At 38.9% G+C, this 20,035-nt stretch carries 21 protein-coding genes and 2 other annotated features; of the genes, 5 read left to right on the top strand and 16 right to left on the bottom strand.

The features are described 5' to 3' along the window. Positions 1-70: 70 nt before the first annotated feature. Complete coding sequence (gene pyrR / locus FEZ33_RS04280; RefSeq protein WP_138404167.1) at positions 71-577, bottom strand: bifunctional pyr operon transcriptional regulator/uracil phosphoribosyltransferase PyrR; 507 nt, start codon at positions 575-577, stop codon at positions 71-73. A 366-nt stretch (positions 578-943) separates the two neighbouring features. Next, positions 944-1,155 (top strand) — a binding site (T-box leader). 55 nt (positions 1,156-1,210) lie between these two features. On the opposite strand from pyrR, the gene argF reads away from it, so the two are divergent. The 5 genes from argF (at position 1,211) to FEZ33_RS04255 (ending at position 6,860) form a co-directional block, all read left to right on the top strand. Next, the gene (gene argF / locus FEZ33_RS04275; RefSeq protein WP_138404166.1) at positions 1,211-2,215 is read left to right on the top strand and encodes an ornithine carbamoyltransferase; all 1,005 of its coding nucleotides are present in this window, start codon (positions 1,211-1,213) and stop codon (positions 2,213-2,215) included. A gap of 2 nt (positions 2,216-2,217) precedes the next feature. Then, positions 2,218-2,432 (top strand) — a binding site (T-box leader). A 48-nt stretch (positions 2,433-2,480) separates the two neighbouring features. Next, a complete protein-coding gene (argC, locus tag FEZ33_RS04270; protein ID WP_138404165.1) occupies positions 2,481-3,518 on the top strand; it encodes an N-acetyl-gamma-glutamyl-phosphate reductase in 1,038 nt (345 codons plus the stop codon). A gap of 22 nt (positions 3,519-3,540) precedes the next feature. After that, positions 3,541-4,755: a bifunctional glutamate N-acetyltransferase/amino-acid acetyltransferase ArgJ gene (argJ, locus tag FEZ33_RS04265; RefSeq protein WP_138404164.1), complete on the top strand. Its 1,215-nt coding sequence runs from the start codon at positions 3,541-3,543 to the stop codon at positions 4,753-4,755. A gap of 10 nt (positions 4,756-4,765) precedes the next feature. Continuing rightward, on the top strand, positions 4,766-5,665 hold the full coding sequence (gene argB / locus FEZ33_RS04260) for an acetylglutamate kinase (protein WP_138404163.1): 900 nt from the start codon (positions 4,766-4,768) through the stop codon (positions 5,663-5,665). 4 nt (positions 5,666-5,669) lie between these two features. Next, positions 5,670-6,860: an aspartate aminotransferase family protein gene (locus FEZ33_RS04255; protein WP_138404162.1), complete on the top strand. Its 1,191-nt coding sequence runs from the start codon at positions 5,670-5,672 to the stop codon at positions 6,858-6,860. Positions 6,861-7,023: 163 nt separating this feature from the next. On the opposite strand, the gene FEZ33_RS04250 is transcribed toward FEZ33_RS04255, so the two are convergent. From FEZ33_RS04250 to FEZ33_RS04185, 15 genes are all read right to left on the bottom strand, one after another. Beyond that, complete coding sequence (locus tag FEZ33_RS04250; RefSeq protein WP_138404161.1) at positions 7,024-7,830, bottom strand: PHP domain-containing protein; 807 nt, start codon at positions 7,828-7,830, stop codon at positions 7,024-7,026. Positions 7,831-7,841: 11 nt separating this feature from the next. Further along, the gene (hisIE, locus tag FEZ33_RS04245) at positions 7,842-8,468 is read right to left on the bottom strand and encodes a bifunctional phosphoribosyl-AMP cyclohydrolase/phosphoribosyl-ATP diphosphatase HisIE (protein ID WP_138404160.1); all 627 of its coding nucleotides are present in this window, start codon (positions 8,466-8,468) and stop codon (positions 7,842-7,844) included. Next, a complete protein-coding gene (gene hisF / locus FEZ33_RS04240; RefSeq protein ID WP_138404159.1) occupies positions 8,461-9,219 on the bottom strand; it encodes an imidazole glycerol phosphate synthase subunit HisF in 759 nt (252 codons plus the stop codon). The genes hisIE and hisF overlap by 8 nt, the downstream gene beginning before the upstream one ends. A 1-nt stretch (position 9,220) precedes the next feature. Then, entirely contained in the window at positions 9,221-9,922 is a 702-nt protein-coding gene (locus tag FEZ33_RS04235) for a HisA/HisF-related TIM barrel protein (protein WP_138404158.1), read from the bottom strand. A 14-nt stretch (positions 9,923-9,936) separates the two neighbouring features. Then, a complete protein-coding gene (hisB, locus tag FEZ33_RS04230) occupies positions 9,937-10,521 on the bottom strand; it encodes an imidazoleglycerol-phosphate dehydratase HisB (RefSeq protein ID WP_138404157.1) in 585 nt (194 codons plus the stop codon). Next, positions 10,514-11,503 (bottom strand): pyridoxal phosphate-dependent aminotransferase, encoded by a 990-nt coding sequence (locus FEZ33_RS04225; protein ID WP_138404156.1) that lies wholly within the window; start codon positions 11,501-11,503, stop codon positions 10,514-10,516. The genes hisB and FEZ33_RS04225 overlap by 8 nt, the downstream gene beginning before the upstream one ends. Further along, a complete protein-coding gene (gene hisD, locus FEZ33_RS04220; RefSeq protein ID WP_235888767.1) occupies positions 11,500-12,741 on the bottom strand; it encodes a histidinol dehydrogenase in 1,242 nt (413 codons plus the stop codon). The genes FEZ33_RS04225 and hisD overlap by 4 nt, the downstream gene beginning before the upstream one ends. Next, positions 12,742-13,350 (bottom strand): ATP phosphoribosyltransferase, encoded by a 609-nt coding sequence (gene hisG, locus FEZ33_RS04215; protein ID WP_138404155.1) that lies wholly within the window; start codon positions 13,348-13,350, stop codon positions 12,742-12,744. Further along, a complete protein-coding gene (locus FEZ33_RS04210) occupies positions 13,347-14,150 on the bottom strand; it encodes an ATP phosphoribosyltransferase regulatory subunit (RefSeq protein WP_138404154.1) in 804 nt (267 codons plus the stop codon). Before FEZ33_RS04210 ends, hisG begins: the two co-directional genes overlap by 4 nt. A gap of 717 nt (positions 14,151-14,867) precedes the next feature. Further along, a complete protein-coding gene (locus FEZ33_RS04205) occupies positions 14,868-15,200 on the bottom strand; it encodes a putative quinol monooxygenase (RefSeq protein WP_138404153.1) in 333 nt (110 codons plus the stop codon). 6 nt (positions 15,201-15,206) lie between these two features. Beyond that, entirely contained in the window at positions 15,207-16,079 is an 873-nt protein-coding gene (locus tag FEZ33_RS04200; RefSeq protein WP_138404152.1) for a Rossmann-fold NAD(P)-binding domain-containing protein, read from the bottom strand. Between the two features lie 16 nt (positions 16,080-16,095). Then, positions 16,096-16,638, bottom strand: coding sequence for a DUF1697 domain-containing protein (locus tag FEZ33_RS04195; protein WP_138404151.1), 543 nt, complete (start codon positions 16,636-16,638; stop codon positions 16,096-16,098). A gap of 15 nt (positions 16,639-16,653) precedes the next feature. Next, on the bottom strand, positions 16,654-18,015 hold the full coding sequence (locus FEZ33_RS04190; protein WP_138404150.1) for an aldehyde dehydrogenase: 1,362 nt from the start codon (positions 18,013-18,015) through the stop codon (positions 16,654-16,656). Next, entirely contained in the window at positions 18,012-18,293 is a 282-nt protein-coding gene (locus tag FEZ33_RS12975) for a putative immunity protein (RefSeq protein ID WP_438943003.1), read from the bottom strand. Before FEZ33_RS12975 ends, FEZ33_RS04190 begins: the two co-directional genes overlap by 4 nt. A 419-nt stretch (positions 18,294-18,712) precedes the next feature. Then, positions 18,713-19,351: a DNA alkylation repair protein gene (locus tag FEZ33_RS04185; protein ID WP_138404149.1), complete on the bottom strand. Its 639-nt coding sequence runs from the start codon at positions 19,349-19,351 to the stop codon at positions 18,713-18,715. Positions 19,352-20,035 lie beyond the last annotated feature (684 nt).

Raw genomic sequence — 20,035 nt, 5'->3', positions numbered from 1 at the left:
CGCACCTAAATAAGGATAGTTTCGCTTATGATCTCTCGGATCTATTTAAAGTCAAAAACTGATTAATAATTTATGATAGTGTGACAGCATCCTTGCCATCTATTTCTTTGATTTGAACTCGCACACGTTCTTGTTTAGAAGTAGGAATATTTTTCCCAACATAGTCTGGGCGAATTGGTAATTCACGGTGTCCTCGGTCTACTAATATAGCCAAAGATATTTCGGCAGGGCGTCCTCGATCCATACAGGCATCCATTGCCGCACGAATGGATCTGCCTGTATAGAGCACATCATCAACTAAGATGACTTTTTTACCTGATAGATCACTAGAATTTTCTGGTCTCTGGTCGGTATACTTCATATCATCGCGGTAGGCTTCGATATTCATTGACTCAACTAGCACGGGTCCTTCGATCTCAGCAATTTTTTTACCTAGGCGCTCAGCCAGAGGTGCACCGCGCGTCGCAATCCCCATAAGGACAATATCTTCAATACCTTTGTGATGTTCAATAATTTCATAAGCTAGCCGGGTCAGAGCACGTTTCATTTCCATCTCATTCATTACAACTTTTTCCATTGTTTACCTCCTTGATAAAGAAAAGACCTCTCCTTAACCGCGGGCATGCGAAAGAAGAGGTCTCTAAATAAAGAGTTTCCGACTGTACTTACCTTCTTCGTCTCACAGGACGCCAATTAAAGGATACTTATTAAGCTACATTATATACTATATTTTTTATTAAGCAACTGTAAAAATTAGGGCTCTTCGAATTTAATGCTTCATTATTCTAAATTTTTCACGTAATAAGCCTTTCAAAATCAAGACACTCTAGCATTTATGTGCCCGCTTAACATTAAATATAGATGAGGAATTATCTGAAAAATAATCTTATTTTAATTTAAAGGTTGACTTTTAAATCTTTATTCTTTAATATAATTGAAAATATAAAAGTCAATGAAACAAAGAGTAGCACACTTATTTATGAACAGAGAGTAGACGCTAGCTGAAAGATCTACCTTAATGAGTTTGTGAACCGCATTGTTTGGACTCTTGAATGAAATGAGTAGTTCAAGACGCTAGTCGCGTTAACACTTTGAGTGATGTCTAGAAGTTTATGACGTCATTAGAGTGGTACCGTGGATTCGTCCGCCTCTAATAATTAGAGGCGGGCTTTTTTTGTCGCTTAATTCACCCTTAGAAAGGATCGATACTATGTTTCAAGGAAGAAGTTTTACTAAAGAAATAGATTTTACACAAAACGAACTCAATTACTTAATTGACTTTGCCATTCATCTTAAACAATTAAAAAAACAACGTATCCCCCACGAATACCTTAAAGGTCAGTCCATTTGTTTAATCTTTGAGAAAACATCAACAAGAACACGTGCAGCCTTCTCAGTTGCTGCCAGCGATCTTGGCGCAACGGCGGATTACTTTGGTGCGAGTGATATGCAGATGGGTAAAAAGGAATCCATTGAAGATACTGCCAAAATATTAGGTAGTATGTACGACGGTATACAGTTTAGAGGCTATAAGCAATCGGATGTGGAAGCATTGGCTACTCACGCTGGCGTTCCCGTGTGGAATGGGTTAACAGATGAATGGCATCCTACCCAAATGATTGCCGACTTTATGACATTGAAAGAAAACTTCAATCGTCTGTCTGGACTTAACTTAGTCTATTGTGGTGATGGGCGTAATAATGTTGCCAACAGCTTGATGATTACAAGTGCCATCTTAGGTGTCAATTATACAGTAGCTAGTCCTAAGGAATTATTCCCTGATTCAGACCTAGTTGAATTGGCTCAGTCCTACGCTAAGAAATCAGGTGCAACCATCACTCTGACAGAAGACATCAAGCAAGCAGTCACAAACGCAGATGCTATCTACACCGACGTCTGGGTCTCAATGGGAGAAGAAGCATTATTCGATCAGCGCATAAAGCAGTTAATGCCTTATCAAGTGACTCAAGAATTATTTGATTTAGCCAATGAAGATGCTATCTTCCTACATTGTCTACCTGCTTACCATGATACTTTGACTAATATAGGTCAAGAGATTGCAAGCAAATATAATATTACAGAGATGGAAGTGACTGATGAGGTCTTCCGCTCAGACTATGCTAAACAATTCGACCAAGGTGAGAATCGCCTTCACTCAATTAAAGCCATTATGGCAGCAACCAATGGTAACCTATTCATCAAACAATTAGATTAAATACATAACCTATCAAAAGAAAGTAAACTTATCAGAATTTCAGCGAATCGGCGGTGGTGAAAGGCCGATACATATACTAAGTTGAATCGCACTTTTGAGGTAAGATATTAGAATTACTAAGTATCTTCGTTGGAATAACGTTAACATTCACTAAAGAAAGATTATGTCAAATAATCTTTGAATTAGAGTGGCACCACGAAGCACATTCGTCTCTATCAATGAGATGAGTGTGCTTTTTATATACATATTTTTAGGAGGAAAACATATGATTAATGTTAGTATTATTGGCGCGACAGGCTATACAGGTTCTGAATTGATGCGCTTATTGGTCAATCACCCTGAGGTAACCCTCAAACATCTAACTGCACGGAAATTAGCTGGACAGAAGATATCACATACTTTCCCTTCCCTCACATCTTTCTTAAAAGATAAGTGCTTTGTCACCTTAGATATAGAGCAAATTAAACAAGATAGCGATATCGTCTTTATTTGTCTACCTCACGGTCACGCAATGACCTTAGCTAAAGAATTAGGCGAGGATATTAAAATCATTGACCTTGGCGCTGATTTTCGGATAGAGGATTCAGATACTTATGAAGCTTTTTATAAATTACCGCAAACAGCACCAGACTTATTAGCGAAAGCAGTGTATGGCCTAACGGAATACCATCGTGAGGCCATTAAAGGAGCTCAGCTGATTGCAAATCCAGGTTGCTTTGTTACCAATGCACTCTTAGCTCTTTCTCCTCTAGTTGAGTCTAATCTGATTGACTCTGAATCAATTATTATTGATAGCAAATCAGGAATCAGCGGTGCCGGTCGAAGTGCCAATGTAGATAATTTACTTAGTGAAGCAGGAAATAACTTCAAAGCATACAACCCACTCCAGCACCGTCATATCCCTGAAATCGAACAGGAGTTGTCACGCTTTGGCCAAACAGTGCAAATTCAATTCACTCCGCATCTATTACCTACAGAACGCGGCATATATTCAACTATCTATGTTCAACCAAGGAGTAATATAAGTGAAGAAGCATTACGCCAATTATATAAAGATAAATACGCCGAGGAAGCTTTTGTCCATCTATTGGATCCAGAGCAACTTCCTACAACCAAAGCGGTCCGTGGTTCCAACCATTGTCACATCCAAGTTAAGGTAGACCAACGAACAGGTCGCATCATTATCTTTTCAGTCATTGATAACCTAGTCAAAGGCGCTTCCGGCCAAGCTATTCAGAATATGAATGTGATGTTGGGATTGGATGAATCATTAGGCTTAAGTCAATCTGGCGTGATGCCATAATTTCTATACAAAGGAGAAGCATATGAAACAATTAGACAAAGGTATTCATGCTGTAGCCAATATACAATCGCAAGCCTTACATGCTGGCTTTAAAAGTGATGCCGCCCACAATGACCTGGCTTTAATTTATTTCCCCACTGGGGCTACTGTATCAGGTGTCTTTACCCAAAACTTAGTCAAAGCTTGGCCAGTTATTCACGGTCAAGCGAGTCTGAAGCATCATTCTAACTTCAAAGCGATTCTGATTAATAGTGGCAATGCCAATGCTTGTAATGGTCCAGATGGTGAGAAAACGATGCATCAAGCCATTCAAGAATTAGCAGATTTATGCGCGATTAAACCGTCAGAGATACTGATGAGTTCTACGGGGGTCATCGGGGCTCCTCTTGATTTCTTTCCTTTTAAAAAGGCACTACCAACATTAGTGAATTCCTTGCAGTCAGAGTCTAGTCAAGCGGTCAGTGAATCGATTATGACTACCGATACTGTCGCAAAAGAAACTGCTTATTCATTGGAGATTGATGGACAGACTGTTCACATCGGCGCAATGGCTAAAGGCTCAGGCATGATTCATCCTAATTTGGGCACTATGTTAGCTTATATTGTTACCGATATCGCCTGTGATCAAGTGACACTCAACCAACTATTAAAGAATGCGGTAGACGTATCTTTCAATAGCATGACTGTTGATGGCGATACTAGTACCAATGATACAGTCTTACTTTGTGCAACAGGGGAAAACTCAATTGACTTAACAGACCACAATCTTGCAACAATCCAATCCCTTATAACAAAAGTCAGCCAAGACTTAGCTCAAATGATTGCCAGAGACGGAGAAGGTGCCTCGAAATTCATTACAATAACTGTAGGTGGGGCTCAATCAACAGAAGATGCCAAAGCAGTCGCTAAGTCCCTGGCCACTTCCAACCTCCTGAAGGCAGCACTTTTTGGGCAAGACCCTAACTGGGGTCGCGCCCTATCAGCCATTGGTAATAGTGGCGTTGAAACTCTTGATCCATGGCTGATCGATATCATATTTAAATCTGACATCGGTTCTATTCAACCGTGCCGTAACGGCGCTTATCATCCCTTTGATCCTCAATTTGCCCAAAAGATTCTCACTGCCACTGATATTGAAATGATTGTCGAACTCAACCAAGGCACAAGTCAAGCTACTGTTTGGACTTGTGATTTAACGCATGATTATATTGAAATTAATGCTGACTACCACACTTAGGAGTGATTGAATGAATTATACAGAAAAGATAAACGTTCTCATTGAGGCTCTACCCTACGTCAATCGGTTTAGAAAACATATCATCGTCATCAAGTACGGTGGTAATGCCATGATTAATGCCGACTTAAGACACTCGGTCATGCAAGATATTCTTATGATGAAGTCGGTTGGTATGATCCCCATTGTCGTTCACGGTGGTGGTCCCTTCATCTCACAGATGTTAGATAATTTATCCATTGAAAGTCACTTTGTGGATGGACTTCGCTCTACCAGTGAGGAAGCCATGAAGGTGGCAGAGATGGTCTTATCAGGCTCAGTTAATAATGATATTGTACGAACTTTCAACCATTTAGGTGGAAATGCCATTGGCTTATCAGGTTTAGATGACCACCTTATTACTGTCACTAAAAAGAAAGTGATTGATCCAGATTCTGAGACTCAAGTTGATTTGGGCTACGTAGGTAATGTCGAATCAGTCAACACCTTATTATTAACCAACCTTATCCAGGCAGATTATGTCCCAATTATCTCATCAGTGGGAATTGGTAGTGACGGTCATAGTTATAATATCAATGCAGATGAGGTTGCAAGCGCTGTGGCCATTGCCTTAGGTGCCAGCAAGTTAATATTTTTAACTAACACCCCGGGACTCTTAGCTGATAGCCAAGACCCTGACAGTCTTATTTCTAAACTAAGTATAGACGAAGCCAATCAACTCATTGAGAACAAAGTTATTACTGAAGGCATGATACCTAAGATAAATTGTTGCTTAGAGGCTATAACTAACGGAGTTGATAAAGTTCATATCATTGATGGTCGTATGAGTCATTCCCTTCTGCTAGAATTATTCTTCGACATGGGAATTGGAACGATGTTAGCTCACAGTAATGACGATAATAAGGAGGTTTAATATCATGGAAAAACACAACTGGCCACAACGTGGCGAAGCCGTACTTATGAATACATTCAAACGCGATGGTAAGGTAATGGTCTCTGGTCAAGGTAGTTTTCTGACTGATGCAGAGGGCCGAACTTACCTTGACTTTATCTCAGGTATCGCCGTCAACTCACTCGGCCACTCCAATGAGAAATTAGTAGAAACACTGGTCAATCAAGGTCAACAACTCATTCATAGTTCCAACTTATTTTGGAATACTCCTTCTATTCAACTGGCTGAGAAACTAACAAAACTCTCTGGCTTAGGTAAAGTATTCTTTGCCAATTCAGGAGCTGAAGCCAATGAAGGTGCCATCAAGCTTGCTCGGAAGTGGGGGCGAGAAGTTAAAGGCCCTAATGCAACAACCATTGTTACAATGAAGAAATCCTTTCACGGTCGAACTATGGCAACATTGGCAGCCACGGGTCAAGAGGCTATGCATAAAGATTATGCACCGAACTTACCTGGCTTTGACTATGTGACTTTCAATGATATTGACCAATTGAAGGCAACAATTACACCCCAGACTTGTGCCGTACTTATCGAAGTTATTCAAGGTGAAGGTGGTGTCAATACGCTCTCTGAGGACTTCGTCCAAGCCATTAATGAGATTCAACAAGAAAAGCAAGTTCTAGTTATCATTGATGAAGTCCAAACAGGAATTGGACGAACAGGAAGCTACTTTGCCTATGAACAATTCGATTTAGACCCTGACATCATAACTCTTGCTAAAGGTCTGGGTGGAGGTTTTCCTATTGGCGCCTTCCTCGCCAAAGATGACTTAGCTACTCACTTCCAAGTGGGTGATCATGGCACGACATTCGGAGGCAATCCACTAGCAACTGCCTGTGCTAATACTGTCTTAGACACCATAAATGAAGACAACTTACTAAATAATGTCAACCAACGCCACAAACAATTGGTTGAAGGACTACAAGTATTACAAGCTAAGCATCCCACGATTAGTTCCATTAAAGGTCGCGGTCTATTAATTGGTATTCAATTTGACCAGGCTGTAGATGACATCATTAATGATTGTTTCGACCAGGGCTTATTAGTGATTAGCGCCAAGGGAAATGTTATTCGTTTCCTGCCGCCGTTGAATGTCTCAGAAGAAGAAATCAGCCAGGCGCTAGATATTTTTGGGGCGGTTCTCTCAACGCAATAACTTCAGGCTATAAGCTGTATTTTTCACTTGTTTTGGGATATTTATATCTTTTGTTTCAATCATTCAATTCATTCTTTTCAAAGTAAAAAACACTCAACAATTTGGTTAATGACCAAATAATTGTTGAGTGTTTCTAATTTAAGTCCGTAAAAAGCTAGTCTCATTAAACAAATGATAATTCAGATAGCTTTACCATCTTAGCTTGCTCTTTCTCATAGAGAGCTACTTCATCCACACCATACTGCTGCAATAACTTTCTCAAATCATTAAAGGCCAGCATATAATCACTCGCAAGATGCGCGTCTGAACCTAGGGTGAATAACTTCCCACCTAAGGATAAGTAAAGGGGGATTGCCCATTTGTATAAGTCTAAGTTTTTATACTTTACGATGCTTTTACTATTTAATTCAAAAGCAATCTCATGCTTAATAATTTGCTGGAAAATCTCAGTGATTTTCTCAGTGTATCGTTCTTGAATGGTCTCCAAACTGGCATCATGCACTCTAAAGCCATAATCAAAGTGAGTCATAATTTGAACATCGGTCATATGAGTTACAGCTTCTAATAATTGATCGACATATTGATCCATCATTTGCTCGCTGGACTCTACCTTTGCATTTGTTTCCTTTGTGTCCATGTAATCATAGATGCGATTATGGTGACAACTTAAGAGTTTAATATCAAAATCATAGCTAGATAATATCTCATTGAGGCGATCCTCTTGACCAGGAACATAACCTACTTCCATACCTAATAATAAGTCTACATCGTTCTTTTCTTTCATTTCCTGTTGCCAAATAACGGCTTGATCAAAGTCGGGAATATCATCGTGCCCACCATTCACTGGATTGTCTAAGTCTAGATGTTCCGTGAAGGTTAATTTTTCTAGCCCTAAAGCTAAGTAATTATCTATGCTTTCTTCGCTGTCAAAAGATAAGTGTGTATGACAATGTTGATCATAAAAATTCATGTTCTCCCTCCTTACCACTCATTAATTTCTGAACGAATGGAGTAGTGTTGCTTTTGTCCATGACGCTCACCCAACTTTGCCTCTACCTCAGCAAGGCTAACACCTTGCTGCTGAAGCAATACTAATAAGTGGTAGGCAAGGTCACTGGCTTCATTAATTAATTCTTCTTTATCATTATTTTTAGCCGCAATAATTACTTCAGTCATTTCTTCACCGCATTTTTTGATGATTTTATCCTGGCCCTCATCAATTAGATATTTAGTGTAAGAACCTTCTTGCGGGTGTTTAATCTTTTCTGAAACTGTCTGCTCTAAGACAGAAAGGTTAAAATGACCTTCACCGAAGCAACTTGTCTGACCTGTATGGCAAGTTGGCCCTAGAGGATCAACTTGAAGCAAGATTGTATCTTGATCGCAATCTAATGCAATGTCTACAACCTTCTGCACATTACCACTCTCTTCACCCTTTTTCCAGAGACGCTCTTTGGAACGAGAATAGAACCATGCCACACCTTCTTCACGAGTCTTATCAAAGGATTCTCGGTTCATATAACCAAGCATTAAGACTTGCCCAGTCTGGTGATGTTGTAATATTGCAGGGACTAGGCCACCTGCCTTTTCAAAATCAATTTTAGTCAATGTCTACCTCAATCCCTTCTACACTAATCGCTTCTTTCAGTTCTTTAATTGTCACTTCACCTTGGTGGAAGATAGAAGCGGCTAACCCTGCGTCTACCGCTGTTTCTTTGAATAAATCAATAAAATGTTGGCTATTCCCAGCACCTCCACTTGCAATAATTGGAATATCTACCAATTCTGCTGCTTGCTTTAGAAATGGTATATCAAAGCCTCCTCTGACACCATCATGGTCAATACTTGTAATCAATAACCCGCCAGCACCACGGTGTTGGCATTCTTGGATCCACTCAAAGGCGGGGACTGGTTCTTGGTGTTGACCTGCTTGTGTATAAACAAAGTAATCCTCCTGCTCATCATCATAAGCCACATCTACTGCAATTGTAATTGCTTCTGATCCAAAAGCTTCAGAAGCTTGATTAATCAAATCAGGATTCTTTACAGCAGCTGAATTGATTCCTACGCCACTCGCGCCAGCTTTTAAGACCGCCTCGATGTCATTAAGACTGGCTATCCCACCACCTACGGTTAAAGGAATAGAAATCTTAGCTACGATAGCTTCAATCATCTGAGTACGTAATTCGTGGCCATCCAAGGTCTTAGTAATATCTAAGACTACTAAACCATCGGCTCCTTCTTGATCGTATTGTTCAGCGAATTCAACCGGGTCACCTAATTCTTTGACATTCACAAAGTTGACACCCTTAACTAACTTGCCGTCTCTTGTATCTAAGCATGGAATTATTTTCTTCATATTAACTCAATCCTTTCCAGAATGAATCATTCTGAGCAGCTTTTCCAACAATTGCTTCTGTTATCCCTGCCGCTTCCAATTGCTTTAAATCAGCTTGACCGCGGACGCCCCCGCTTGCAACAACCAAGTGGCGGGTTGAGTTATTTAGCTGAGCCGTACGATTCACATTAGGGCCTTGCTCCATTCCATCCTTGTTAATATCCGTATAGATAATTCCAGCTAGATTCAACGACTCAATTTCTTTAACATATTCTTCAATCTGGCGCTGGCTATTTTCTTTCCATCCATTCACATAGATGTCCTCACCCCGCGCATCAATCCCAACAAAGATACGGCCAGGATACTTTTCGACTACGTCAATCAACCAAGGAACATCTAGGATGGCTCGCGAGCCTAATATAAAGTAATCGATACCCAAGTCATCGTATAGTTCAATCGTTTCAAGCGATCTTAAGCCGCCCCCTAATTCAAGCGGAATATTAGTTAATTTCTTTATTTGTCCAATCAATGGCGCTTCCACTGACTCTTGTTCTGCTGCTCCTATCAAATCCACGACATGAATCCGGGATACTTGTGGGAATTGGCTATAATACATGACAGCTTCTTGTGGCGTTTTTGGCATGATAATCTTCTCATCATAATCTCCTTGTGACAGTCGTACACTTTGTCCATCAATTAAGTCAATAGCAGGAATAATTTTCATTGTTTTCTTCTCCTTTATGCAATAAGTCCTTTAGATGATGGTACGCCACCCTCAGTCTCTGTTAAAGCAATACTTAAGGCTCTGGCAAAGCCCTTGAATATCGCTTCAATCTCATGGTGGGTATTGCCACCCTTCAATAAATCTATATGTAATGTCATTCGTGCATTCATAGCTATCGCATTGAAAAATTCTTCCACTAATTCTGTATCAAAAGAACCTACCTTCCCTTTTGAAAAGTCAGCATTAAAATTCAAGTGCGGACGACCTGATAAGTCTAAGACAATACGTGCCAAGGATTCGTCCATAGGCAAGTAGAATGAGCCATAGCGCTGATAACTATTAAGGGATTGGTAGAAGTCTCGAATCGCTTCCCCGAGTAAAATCCCAATATCTTCAACCGTGTGATGGTCATCCACGTCCGTATCTCCTTGAGCCTCTACCCCAATATAGAGTCCAGAATGAAACTTGAATAAAGTTAACATATGGTTAAAGAATCCTACTCCTGTCTCAATACCCATGTCTACATCGTTGCTTCCAAGAGTTTGGGCAAGTTCTAACTTAATCTGAGTTTCCAATGTTTGTCGGTCTTTTTTAATCAATTTGTTTCCTCCAAGTCTTTAATAAGTCTTCAAATTCGTCGTATTTATCTATATCTAAGATTGAATAACGAACAACATCTTTTAAGTGATCTGCATCATATGTTCTACCTACAAAGCCATTTTCACTCAAATATTCTCCAAGATCACGTGCAGATTTTCCGTAAGTCATAATAAAATTACTTTGAGTAGGCTTTACCTTGATGACATCGTCCACTAAGGTAAGCGCCTGAATGAGCTTCAATTGACATTCTTTTTGATAAGCTACCCATGCATCCAATTGTTCCTTATTAGAGAACATGGCATTGGCCACATTCAAAGCTAAGTTACTAACAGGATAAGGATGATTAATATCAATTAACTTCGCGAAGGTTTCTCCCTTAGCAATAGCAATACCAATTCTCAGTCCTGCCATAGCATATATCTTACTGAGTGTGCGAATGATAATAACATTATCATTTGATGGTCTATGATAATCGTCACCAAACTCCACATAAGCCTCATCAATAACGAAATATCCTCCTATACTTTCCATCCCATCTGCGATAGCTTGCAGAAATTCATAACTAAATTGCTTACCCGTTGGGTTTTGTGGATTCGACACTAGAAGTAATGACGGTCGAAGTTTTTGAATCTCTTCTAAGACCTTTTCTAAGTCAAAGTCAAAGTTCTCGTCACTCTCCACTTTCCAAAAGGGGCGATTAATTTGTCGAGCGTAATCTTCATACATAAAGAAGTCTGGACTAATAGTCAAGACACCCTCTTGCCCGAATTGAATCATCAGCTTCTGCAACCACTCATCCGCTCCATTAGCTAATTCAATCTGATTAAGATCCAATTGATTATAGCTAGCATATAATTCTTTAAAGCGAGTGGACTCTTTTTCAGGGTATTCATGAAAGGCAGTTTGGGTAACTACTTCTATTAATTGCTCATCATTGAGAGGCCTTTTAGGACTAATATTACGGTTCATAAATACTGTCATAAACTTTCCCTCCTAATCGATACAGATCTTTGGTGCGCAAATAATCCTTCGCTCTTTGCAATCTTCTCAGCCGCAGGAGCAATCTGATTATAAGTGGCTTCATTAATACTAATAATGGCGTGACTTGTTCTGAAATCATTGGCATTAAGTCCATGACTAAAGCGAGCATTACGATTGGTTGGTAGAACATGGGACGGTCCCGCTACGTAATCTCCAATAGCTTCCATAGAATAGAAGCCTTTGAAGACTGCACCCGCATAATTTATAGAATCAACTATGCTATCTTGATCCTTATGTTGAATTGATACGTGTTCAGCCCCGATATAATCAATCACTTCTAATAACTTATCGCGACTGTCAACAATGGCAAAGTGATTATTGGCCAACGATGCTTTAATAATATCCTCACGCACTTGGCTTTCTACTAGTTCCTCCATTCGTTCTTCGATTCTATCCACATATTCTTGTGACTCACTCAGTAGAAAAGTGCGAGCATTAGCGTCGTGCTCAGCTTGGGCAAATAAATCATAGACAACAGCATCAACTGGTGTTGATTCATCTACATATAATAAAATCTCGCTTGGACCTGCGATACTATCAATTCCGACATCCCCGAAGACTAGTCGCTTGGCCATTGCTACATAAGCATTCCCTGGCCCACAAATTTTATCGACCTTAGGAATGGAATCAGTTCCATAGGCCAGCGCTGCAATGGCTTGAGCCCCTCCAACCGTGAACACATAATCAGTCACACCACATAGATAAAGTGCCGCAAAAGTGATATTGTTCGGTTGAAAGACAGGTGTCGTAACAATAATATCTTTAACTCCAGCTACTAAAGCTGGCACAATTGTCATCAACACACTTGATGGATAGAGTGCTGTGCCACCAGGAACATAAATACCTACTCGCTCAAGAGGACGATAGACGTAACTTAACTCATCATCTTGGTGGTCTTTATACAGTATCTTTGTCTCATAATCTTCAATGCGTTGCTTAGTTAGCTTCAATGCTTGTTGTAAGTCAGGCTCTAAAGCATCCCAACTTGCTTTCAATAAAGCTGGGTCAACTCTTAAATCGTCTAAGTCTTGTTGATCAAACTCCTTAGTTAAGGAGTACAATGCCTGGTCGCCGTCTACTTTAACTTTGTCAATAATTGCTTGCACAGCAATCATCTGATCGACATTGGAGCTTTTAGTTTTTATTTTATTTTGCTTAATAAATTCATTAGCATCCAACTATATCACCCCAATCTCTTTAATAAATCGATAGATCGCTTCGTCCTTAATATAAAAGGACTGCTTGTTAGCAATCAGTCGCGCTTGAATATTCATGATAGTACTGTATTCCACCAAGTTATTCTCCTTTAAGGTAGTCCCCGTCTGAACAATATCCACTATGGCATCCGCTAAACCTAAGATGGGCGCTAATTCCACCGATCCGTGAAGATGAATAAGCCCAACATCTTGCCTTTGTTTGTTAAAGTACTGGCGCGTAATATTAGTGAAAGTGGTTGCTACTACTTTAAACTCATGTTGATTAAGATTAGGCGAACTGGCAATTGCTAAACGACACTGACCAAAAGGCAACTTAGATACATTCAACACATCAAAAAAATTCTCTGTAATAATATCCTGCCCAACAATCCCCAAATCAGCAATCCCCTGCTCGACGTAAGTAGGCACATCAGATCCTTTAGCGAAGATAAACTTTACATCGCCAATAATCTTATATAAGTATCGCCCGTTCTCTTGCAATGGACTCGCATAGTGGTTTAACCCCTTAGTACTTAAAAACTTTATAAAATCTTTGAAGAGACGACCTTTAGATAAAGCAACTGTAATCATAATAACCCTCCCGTTGATAAGTTAATCCCTATTCCAAAGGCACCTTCCGCATACTGACCACCAGAAAGGATGGGCGTATTACTAGTTAAAAAGGCTTGAAAATAAAACCCATTATAATATAACTGTGATGAACGGAAAGATAAGTCTAAAACAAATCGGGTCTGTGAACTTGGCAACTTGTCTTTAAGACGGTGAATAATTTGCATAGGTTCACTCTCGCCAAACTGCTCATCAACACGATCGAACTGCTGACTCACAGGGAGAATCATCAATTGATAGAAAGGATGGTCTTCACCCAACATGTCTCGCATAGCTGATAAGTTCTTATCAATCACATAAGACTTAACTTGATCTGGTAAATCATACAATTCAATATACATATCTAATAAAACGTCATTATTGACTACTAGAATTGTAAAGGGTGACTCACTTATCTTTTCAACAAAGTTAAGATGCAACTCTATACTCTCAATAATATCTGTCACAGATGGTTGGAATAGCTCTACGCCCGCTTGATACTGTGTATTGAACTGCCTTAATACAGGACCAAAATAACCAAATTTTTGCTGCGATAATTGAAAGGTATTATTATAATTCAAAATACTTCGCGTCCAATCACTACGCATTGCGAATAATTGATGGTTCCGTTCAAAAACAATACTATCCGGATGATAGTTTTTATTCTCCATCTTGAATGGTTCCACCATATTCAAATCAATCAACTCATACCCCGCTTCATCAATAAGTTGTAAGTAGTCATTCGCTAAGCTAATTCGTTTTAAAATCGATGTATTCTCCATTAGAAACCTCACTTTCTATTCACTTCATATAAAAAAACCTTTCAACCCTAAAAAAGGATTGAAAGGACGTTTCACAACGTGGTGCCACCTTCGTTTACAGGTATTTCACAACACCTATCTCTGACAGTAGTCACTGACTACTGAAGCGATAACGGGGCTACCGGATTTCCATTCATCTGCCGTAGAGTTGTGTCATGATAACTATCATATGTTTACTTCTCACCACCTAGTAAACTCTCTTTAATATGATCCAGTTATCATTTGTCTCTAGATACATTTTAATTATAAAGCTAAAAAAGACGCCCTAAAATCCATGTAGGATTAAAGGACGTCGCGACGTGATTCCACCTTTTGTTCACTATAATCTCACAATTATAGCCTCAAGGAGTATAAATACTCCAGCGATAACGGGACTACCGGGTGCTAACCACTCTTCAAGGGTGTGTCTAACTAGTCTATGATGCTTTGCTTCTCAGCTAACCGCAAATTCTCTGTCGTCACTTTAACTAGTCTTTGTCCTTGCATATATCAGCTTATTTTAATCTATCTTATCTAATTTTAATAATATAGTCAAGTTAATTTGTTTTAATTCGTATTTTTGTGAATGTCTAATTTATTAAAATGTTCGAGTCTAGAACTATTAACATTTCAATAATTTAAAAAAGACGTAAATGCAAGTAGCTTCTAAGCTCGCATTTACGTCTTTATTACTTTCTTCTATTCTCTAATAAATTTCTGATCTGTCTCAGGCACACCATCTTCATCACTCACATAGCGTTCAACTTTCATAGTGAGGTCGTATTTTTCGCGCAAGTCTGTAATTTCTTGCATCATTGAAGAGGCGTGATGTCGGTCAATGGCTGCTTGATCGGTCCAACTATCAATTAATAGAATGGTCGTTTTGTCCTCTAATGGCGCAAAGTATTCATACTTTAAATTCCCTTCAGCGCTTCGGATTCTATCAACAACACCTTTTGACATCATCTCTTTCGCAAATTTTAGAGCATTGCCTTCCTTGCCTGTGTAATAAATATTAATTGTAATTGCCATGCAACTCTACCCTTCCTGTGCAATTTCTTTCATTAGAGGTTTCAGCCAGTCTTCAAGATTATTTAATTCAAAACCTTCAGCTTCAATCTTATCTGAACGCAAGTATTGGTCGTGAACGGTGCTAAATGGTGATTCATGTGTCCGGTCATTCGTATATTCAACCTTCACTTCTTTACCAGTCATCTCTTCTAACCAAGCTATAAAAGTTTCGACAGTGATTGCGTTGCGTGAACTAATATTATAGATGCCTTCTTTTTGGTTCTCAATCGCCCACACAATCGACTCTGCAGCTTTCATTCCTTTGACGTAGTTTACTTTATTCTTTGGATCCATAAAGTAAACAACTTCGTCATTCATTACTTTCTCAACATAAAAATGCAGTCGCTCAGTATAATCATCTAAATCTAGGACAATTGGGAAGCGAAATGCTGTGAGCTTAAACGGTGCCTCAGTATATAATACTTGTTCAACTTGCCTTTTTCCTTCGCCATAATTCACTTCGATATTTGGGTCAATGTGATAAGTTAAAGGATCAAAATCTGCTTCAGAATAGCCATCAATATCCCCATTGTAAACCGCCATAGACGAAGTAAAGTAAAGATGATCAATAGAATCCTTGAATTTATCCATAATAATTCGCGCATCATTTGCCGTATAACAAATATTGTCAAAGACTGCGTCCCATTGCTGGTCCGTCACTTCAGTCCATCCTTCGTGGCTCGCATCGCGCGCATCTAGAGTAATGTGCATAGCTTTACCTTCAAAGGGATTTGGTTTATTTCCACGTGTTGCAATCGTCACGTCATGACCGTTATCTAATAATTGTTGTACTGCCTTCATTCCAAAGAAATTGGTTCCACCTAATACTAATAATTTCATTTTGTACCTGCCTTCTTTAATTATCCATTAGTTTTTGATAAATCTTTTCGTATGTTTTTCCATTTCGAACAGTAATTTGCTTATAAAATGGAGACTTCACTAAGTATCTTGCATACGCCGTCTTTTTGTAATTGGCTTCGTCGTATTTCCCCCAATAAACTGCTAACTCACCAAAATGAATTTCTTCATTCCCTAAACTCATACTTGCTACTTCTTCTTTAAAAGCGTCTCGGTCTACAGCTTCTGTATAAAATAAAACATCTCGACGAGCAAATTCCTCATTCCACCACGCCGGTAAATTTAAGTAATCTACTTTGTAAGCTTCAACGCTAATAATAATTGAAAGTAAATCAAAATCATATGACTCTTTTAAATGAGTTTGAACTTTTTCTCTAATCGAATTGATATCTTCCTCACTATTAAAGAAAAGATTACCGCTATTGATATAGGAAGTCACTTCGGTAAATCCAAGCGCTTCTAGTTTTTCCCTAAGTTCCGCCATCACCACTCGATTCTTACCACCGACATTAATTCCTCTGAGTAAAAGTACATAGCGCATAGTTTGGACTCCTTTTTACATAATTTTTTGAATTAATTTTAGGGCCCAATCTTTATAGGGCGGGTAGCGTAATTTAATATCAAACAAGTCAGTCTTCTCAATCACGCTTTTTGGATGTGAGAAGGTTTCGAGACTATATCTGCCGTGATATTGCCCCATCCCACTCGCGCCAACTCCCCCAAATGGGAGATTGTAATTACTTTGATGAATCAGCGTGTCATTTATCGCTGCGCCACCAAAAGATAGATTTTTTATTATATACTCTTTCAAAGCTTTATCCTGCGTAAATAAATATAAAGCAAGCGGTTTGTCTTTCGAACGAATAAATTCTACTGCTTGACTCACTTCTCTATAAGTTAATATCGGTAATATCGGACCAAAGATCTCTTCTTGCATTAATTCTGTATCGAGTTCCGGTTCCAAGACTAACGTGGGTTCAATAGTTAGCATCTCTTTATTACTGCCTCCGCCATAAATAACACTTTGATTTCTCATTAATTTCTTCACACGCTTGAAGTGGCTTTTATTAATCATCTTAGAATAATCTGAATTCTCTAAAGGTTTCTTCGTGTAATATTCTTCAATGACTTCAATTAGGGCGCTGATCAAGTCATCACGAATCGCTTCATCAACGAGAAGATAATCAGGCGCGATGCAAGTCTGACCAGCATTGGTGAATTTCCCCCAAACAATCCGTTGAGCAGCATGTTTGATATTGGTGTCTTTTGCGACAATGACTGGACTTTTTCCGCCAAGTTCTAGTGTTACTGGCGTTAATGTTTGACTCGCTGTCTCCATAATTACTTTTCCAACTTGAGTACTTCCAGTAAAGAAACAATAATCGACGCCTTCTTTGAGTAATTGCTGAGATACTTTCCCATCACCTTGTTCAACTGCAACATATTCACGTGCGAACACTGATTCAATAATTTGTTGAATTACCATAGCTGTATGTGGTGCTAATTCGGAAGGCTTTAATACGACACAATTCCCTGCCGCAATCGCCCCAACAAGTGGTACGAAACTTAACTGAATAGGAAAATTCCATGGTGCAATAATTAAGACACGCCCATATGGTTCTTGATATATGTGGCTTTTAGAATAAAAATGCGCCAGAGACGTTGGAACGTGTTTAGGTTTAGCCCAATCTTTTACATGTTTAATCATATAATCAATTTCACCATAGACCGAGCCTAACTCTGTCACATAACTTTCAAATACGGGTTTATTTAAATCCTTTTTCAGCGCATCATAAATCAAAACATCATGCGCCTTAATTGCCTCTTTTAATCGTTTTAATTGTCTAATTCTAAATTTCACATCCAAGGTTATGCCACTTCTTAAAAACATTTCTTGTTCTGCTTTAACTTGCATCATGAAACGCCCCTTTCAGTTAAAAGTATATCATTGACCGAAATTAACCTCCAAACATGTGAGTGGATTGTTTGAAAATAAATAAAAACCCTTCTAGAGATCTTGCCTGTAAAAAGATTTATCAAAATAATTTCGTTAATGGCAGCTTGTTCATCATGGTAATAGAGTATATTGACTACTTTAATCGCATAATCTGAAGAGACTATCGCGTCTCCTTGCATATGTCCGGTTGCCACGACTTGAGCAAAGACTCTGACTGAAAACTTGCTGATGTAATTAATGGACTGTTGGCCTAGCTTGTTAGCGAGAAAGCCTGTCTGACACAGTTGATGCGCACTTTACTTGCTTCTGTGATGATACTGTCTTTTAAACTCTCATCTTCGATATCAATGTATTTGAGGAAGTCTTTTGAATTTTGGATTGCCCATGTTGCTAAATCTTTTTGAGGTATTTCTCGAGTAATTCCTCTAACTCAAGTCTTAAGTCAGCTGACTCTTGATACAGAATATTACCTTCTAGTGATCTCAATAATTTTTTCATTCTAAATGATTGTTCAGTTGATGATAACTTTAAAATATACCGAGTTGATCGACCTTTACCAGTAACTTCGATTATATTTTTTCCAATAATTGTTTAATTGTATTTCTAAAAATATGATTTTCCATCGATAAATTTTTAAAGCATTAATTTGATTGGACGTTTACTTCGTTGCACGTTTATCCGTTTCAATACGAATGAATTCAGGTAAGTAATTTGGTGTACATCCTTTTGAAACAAAATCGCCTTTGTATAATTCTGTCTCCTCACCTAGAGAAACACAACGGTCACGCAAGGTTTCATCATAAACACCAATCCAACCTGCAGTAAAATTCATCGCCCACTGAACTTCTGGCTCTTCGTCCATAATTCTTTCTTCGATATCATCTAGCAGCGCTTCAGTATCATCCGTCATATTCTTTCCTGTCCAGCGTTGACGCCCTTGATAACTCCAGAAAGCGCGGCGTTGCAGGACAATCGAACTGTCTTTCCAAGATTCTAAGATGGCTTTTTCTCGCTTAGTTTTTGTTAAGTGATTTGTCATTAACCAGTCCATTAAATTATTACGCTCATCATAAGTATGTATTGCCATATCTTGACATAGAGCATCCAAGGCTTCTTCTGAAAGTTCTTTTTTATCCATAATGAGGATGGCTAAAAGTCTTGGCTTAAACTCTTCACTCTCCCATAATTCTAGTGCTAAATCATGATCTTTTTTTATTTCTTTGGCTATTTTTCTTAAGTCGCCTAGTTTCGTATCCGGCTTTATTTCAGCTAGTAATTCTTTAGCTTTAGTTGTCATAATTCGACTCCTTTGTATTTGAATTCTTTGTTCTCGCGAATTAATTATATCATATTCAAAACCAACTCATTTAAAATGTGAACTTGAGACAAATGTGTGTCATTTGGCTCGAGTTGGCCAAACTAAAGACGAATGACAACTCCATTTGGCGTGAGTTAAGCAAACTAAAGACGAATGACAACTCCATTTGGCGTGAGATAAGCAAACTAAAGACGAATGACAACTTCATTTGGCTTGAGTTAAGCAAACTAAAGACGAATGACAACTCCATTTGTCGTGAGATAAGCAAACTAAAGACGAATGACAACTCCATTTGGCTTGAGTTAGCCAAACTAAAGACGAATGACAACTCCATTTGGCGTGAGATAAGCAAACTAAAGACGAATGGCGATTCCATTTGTCGCGAGTTCAGCAAACTAAAGACGAATGACAAGTCCATTTGGCTCGAGTTGGCCAAACTAAAGACGAATGACAACTCCATTTGGCGTGAGTTGGCCAAACTAAAGACGAATGACAACTTCATTTGGCTTGAGTTAAGCAAACTAAAGACGAATGAGTGAACTGGTCCTATAGTCAAGGACTATTTGAGCCACATTTTGAGTGCAGCTACTCTTCAATTTCAATCGTTCTGATGTGCGGTAATGCAGGTGTTGAATAAATATCTGCTAAAGGATAGACATTGGT

This window comes from Ruoffia tabacinasalis (assembly GCF_005864045.1).
Lineage (GTDB): Bacteria > Bacillota > Bacilli > Lactobacillales > Aerococcaceae > Ruoffia > Ruoffia tabacinasalis.
This window is presented reverse-complemented; position numbering and strand designations above follow the sequence as displayed.

Coding starts and splice junctions, on each gene's coding strand:
- hisG (WP_138404155.1), bottom strand. CDS start 13,350: ATGATTACAGTTGCTTTATCTAAAGGTCGTCTCTTCAAAGATTTTATA.
- FEZ33_RS04195 (WP_138404151.1), bottom strand. CDS start 16,638: ATGCGCTATGTACTTTTACTCAGAGGAATTAATGTCGGTGGTAAGAAT.
- FEZ33_RS04210 (WP_138404154.1), bottom strand. CDS start 14,150: ATGGAGAATACATCGATTTTAAAACGAATTAGCTTAGCGAATGACTAC.
- FEZ33_RS04200 (WP_138404152.1), bottom strand. CDS start 16,079: ATGAAATTATTAGTATTAGGTGGAACCAATTTCTTTGGAATGAAGGCA.
- argF (WP_138404166.1), top strand. CDS start 1,211: ATGTTTCAAGGAAGAAGTTTTACTAAAGAAATAGATTTTACACAAAAC.
- pyrR (WP_138404167.1), bottom strand. CDS start 577: ATGGAAAAAGTTGTAATGAATGAGATGGAAATGAAACGTGCTCTGACC.
- FEZ33_RS04185 (WP_138404149.1), bottom strand. CDS start 19,351: ATGACAACTAAAGCTAAAGAATTACTAGCTGAAATAAAGCCGGATACG.
- FEZ33_RS04225 (WP_138404156.1), bottom strand. CDS start 11,503: ATGACAGTATTTATGAACCGTAATATTAGTCCTAAAAGGCCTCTCAAT.
- FEZ33_RS04250 (WP_138404161.1), bottom strand. CDS start 7,830: ATGAATTTTTATGATCAACATTGTCATACACACTTATCTTTTGACAGC.
- FEZ33_RS04255 (WP_138404162.1), top strand. CDS start 5,670: ATGGAAAAACACAACTGGCCACAACGTGGCGAAGCCGTACTTATGAAT.
- FEZ33_RS04235 (WP_138404158.1), bottom strand. CDS start 9,922: ATGAAAATTATTCCTGCTATTGACTTAATTGATGGACAAAGTGTACGA.
- FEZ33_RS04205 (WP_138404153.1), bottom strand. CDS start 15,200: ATGGCAATTACAATTAATATTTATTACACAGGCAAGGAAGGCAATGCT.
- argC (WP_138404165.1), top strand. CDS start 2,481: ATGATTAATGTTAGTATTATTGGCGCGACAGGCTATACAGGTTCTGAA.
- argB (WP_138404163.1), top strand. CDS start 4,766: ATGAATTATACAGAAAAGATAAACGTTCTCATTGAGGCTCTACCCTAC.
- argJ (WP_138404164.1), top strand. CDS start 3,541: ATGAAACAATTAGACAAAGGTATTCATGCTGTAGCCAATATACAATCG.
- FEZ33_RS04190 (WP_138404150.1), bottom strand. CDS start 18,015: ATGATGCAAGTTAAAGCAGAACAAGAAATGTTTTTAAGAAGTGGCATA.
- hisF (WP_138404159.1), bottom strand. CDS start 9,219: ATGAAGAAAATAATTCCATGCTTAGATACAAGAGACGGCAAGTTAGTT.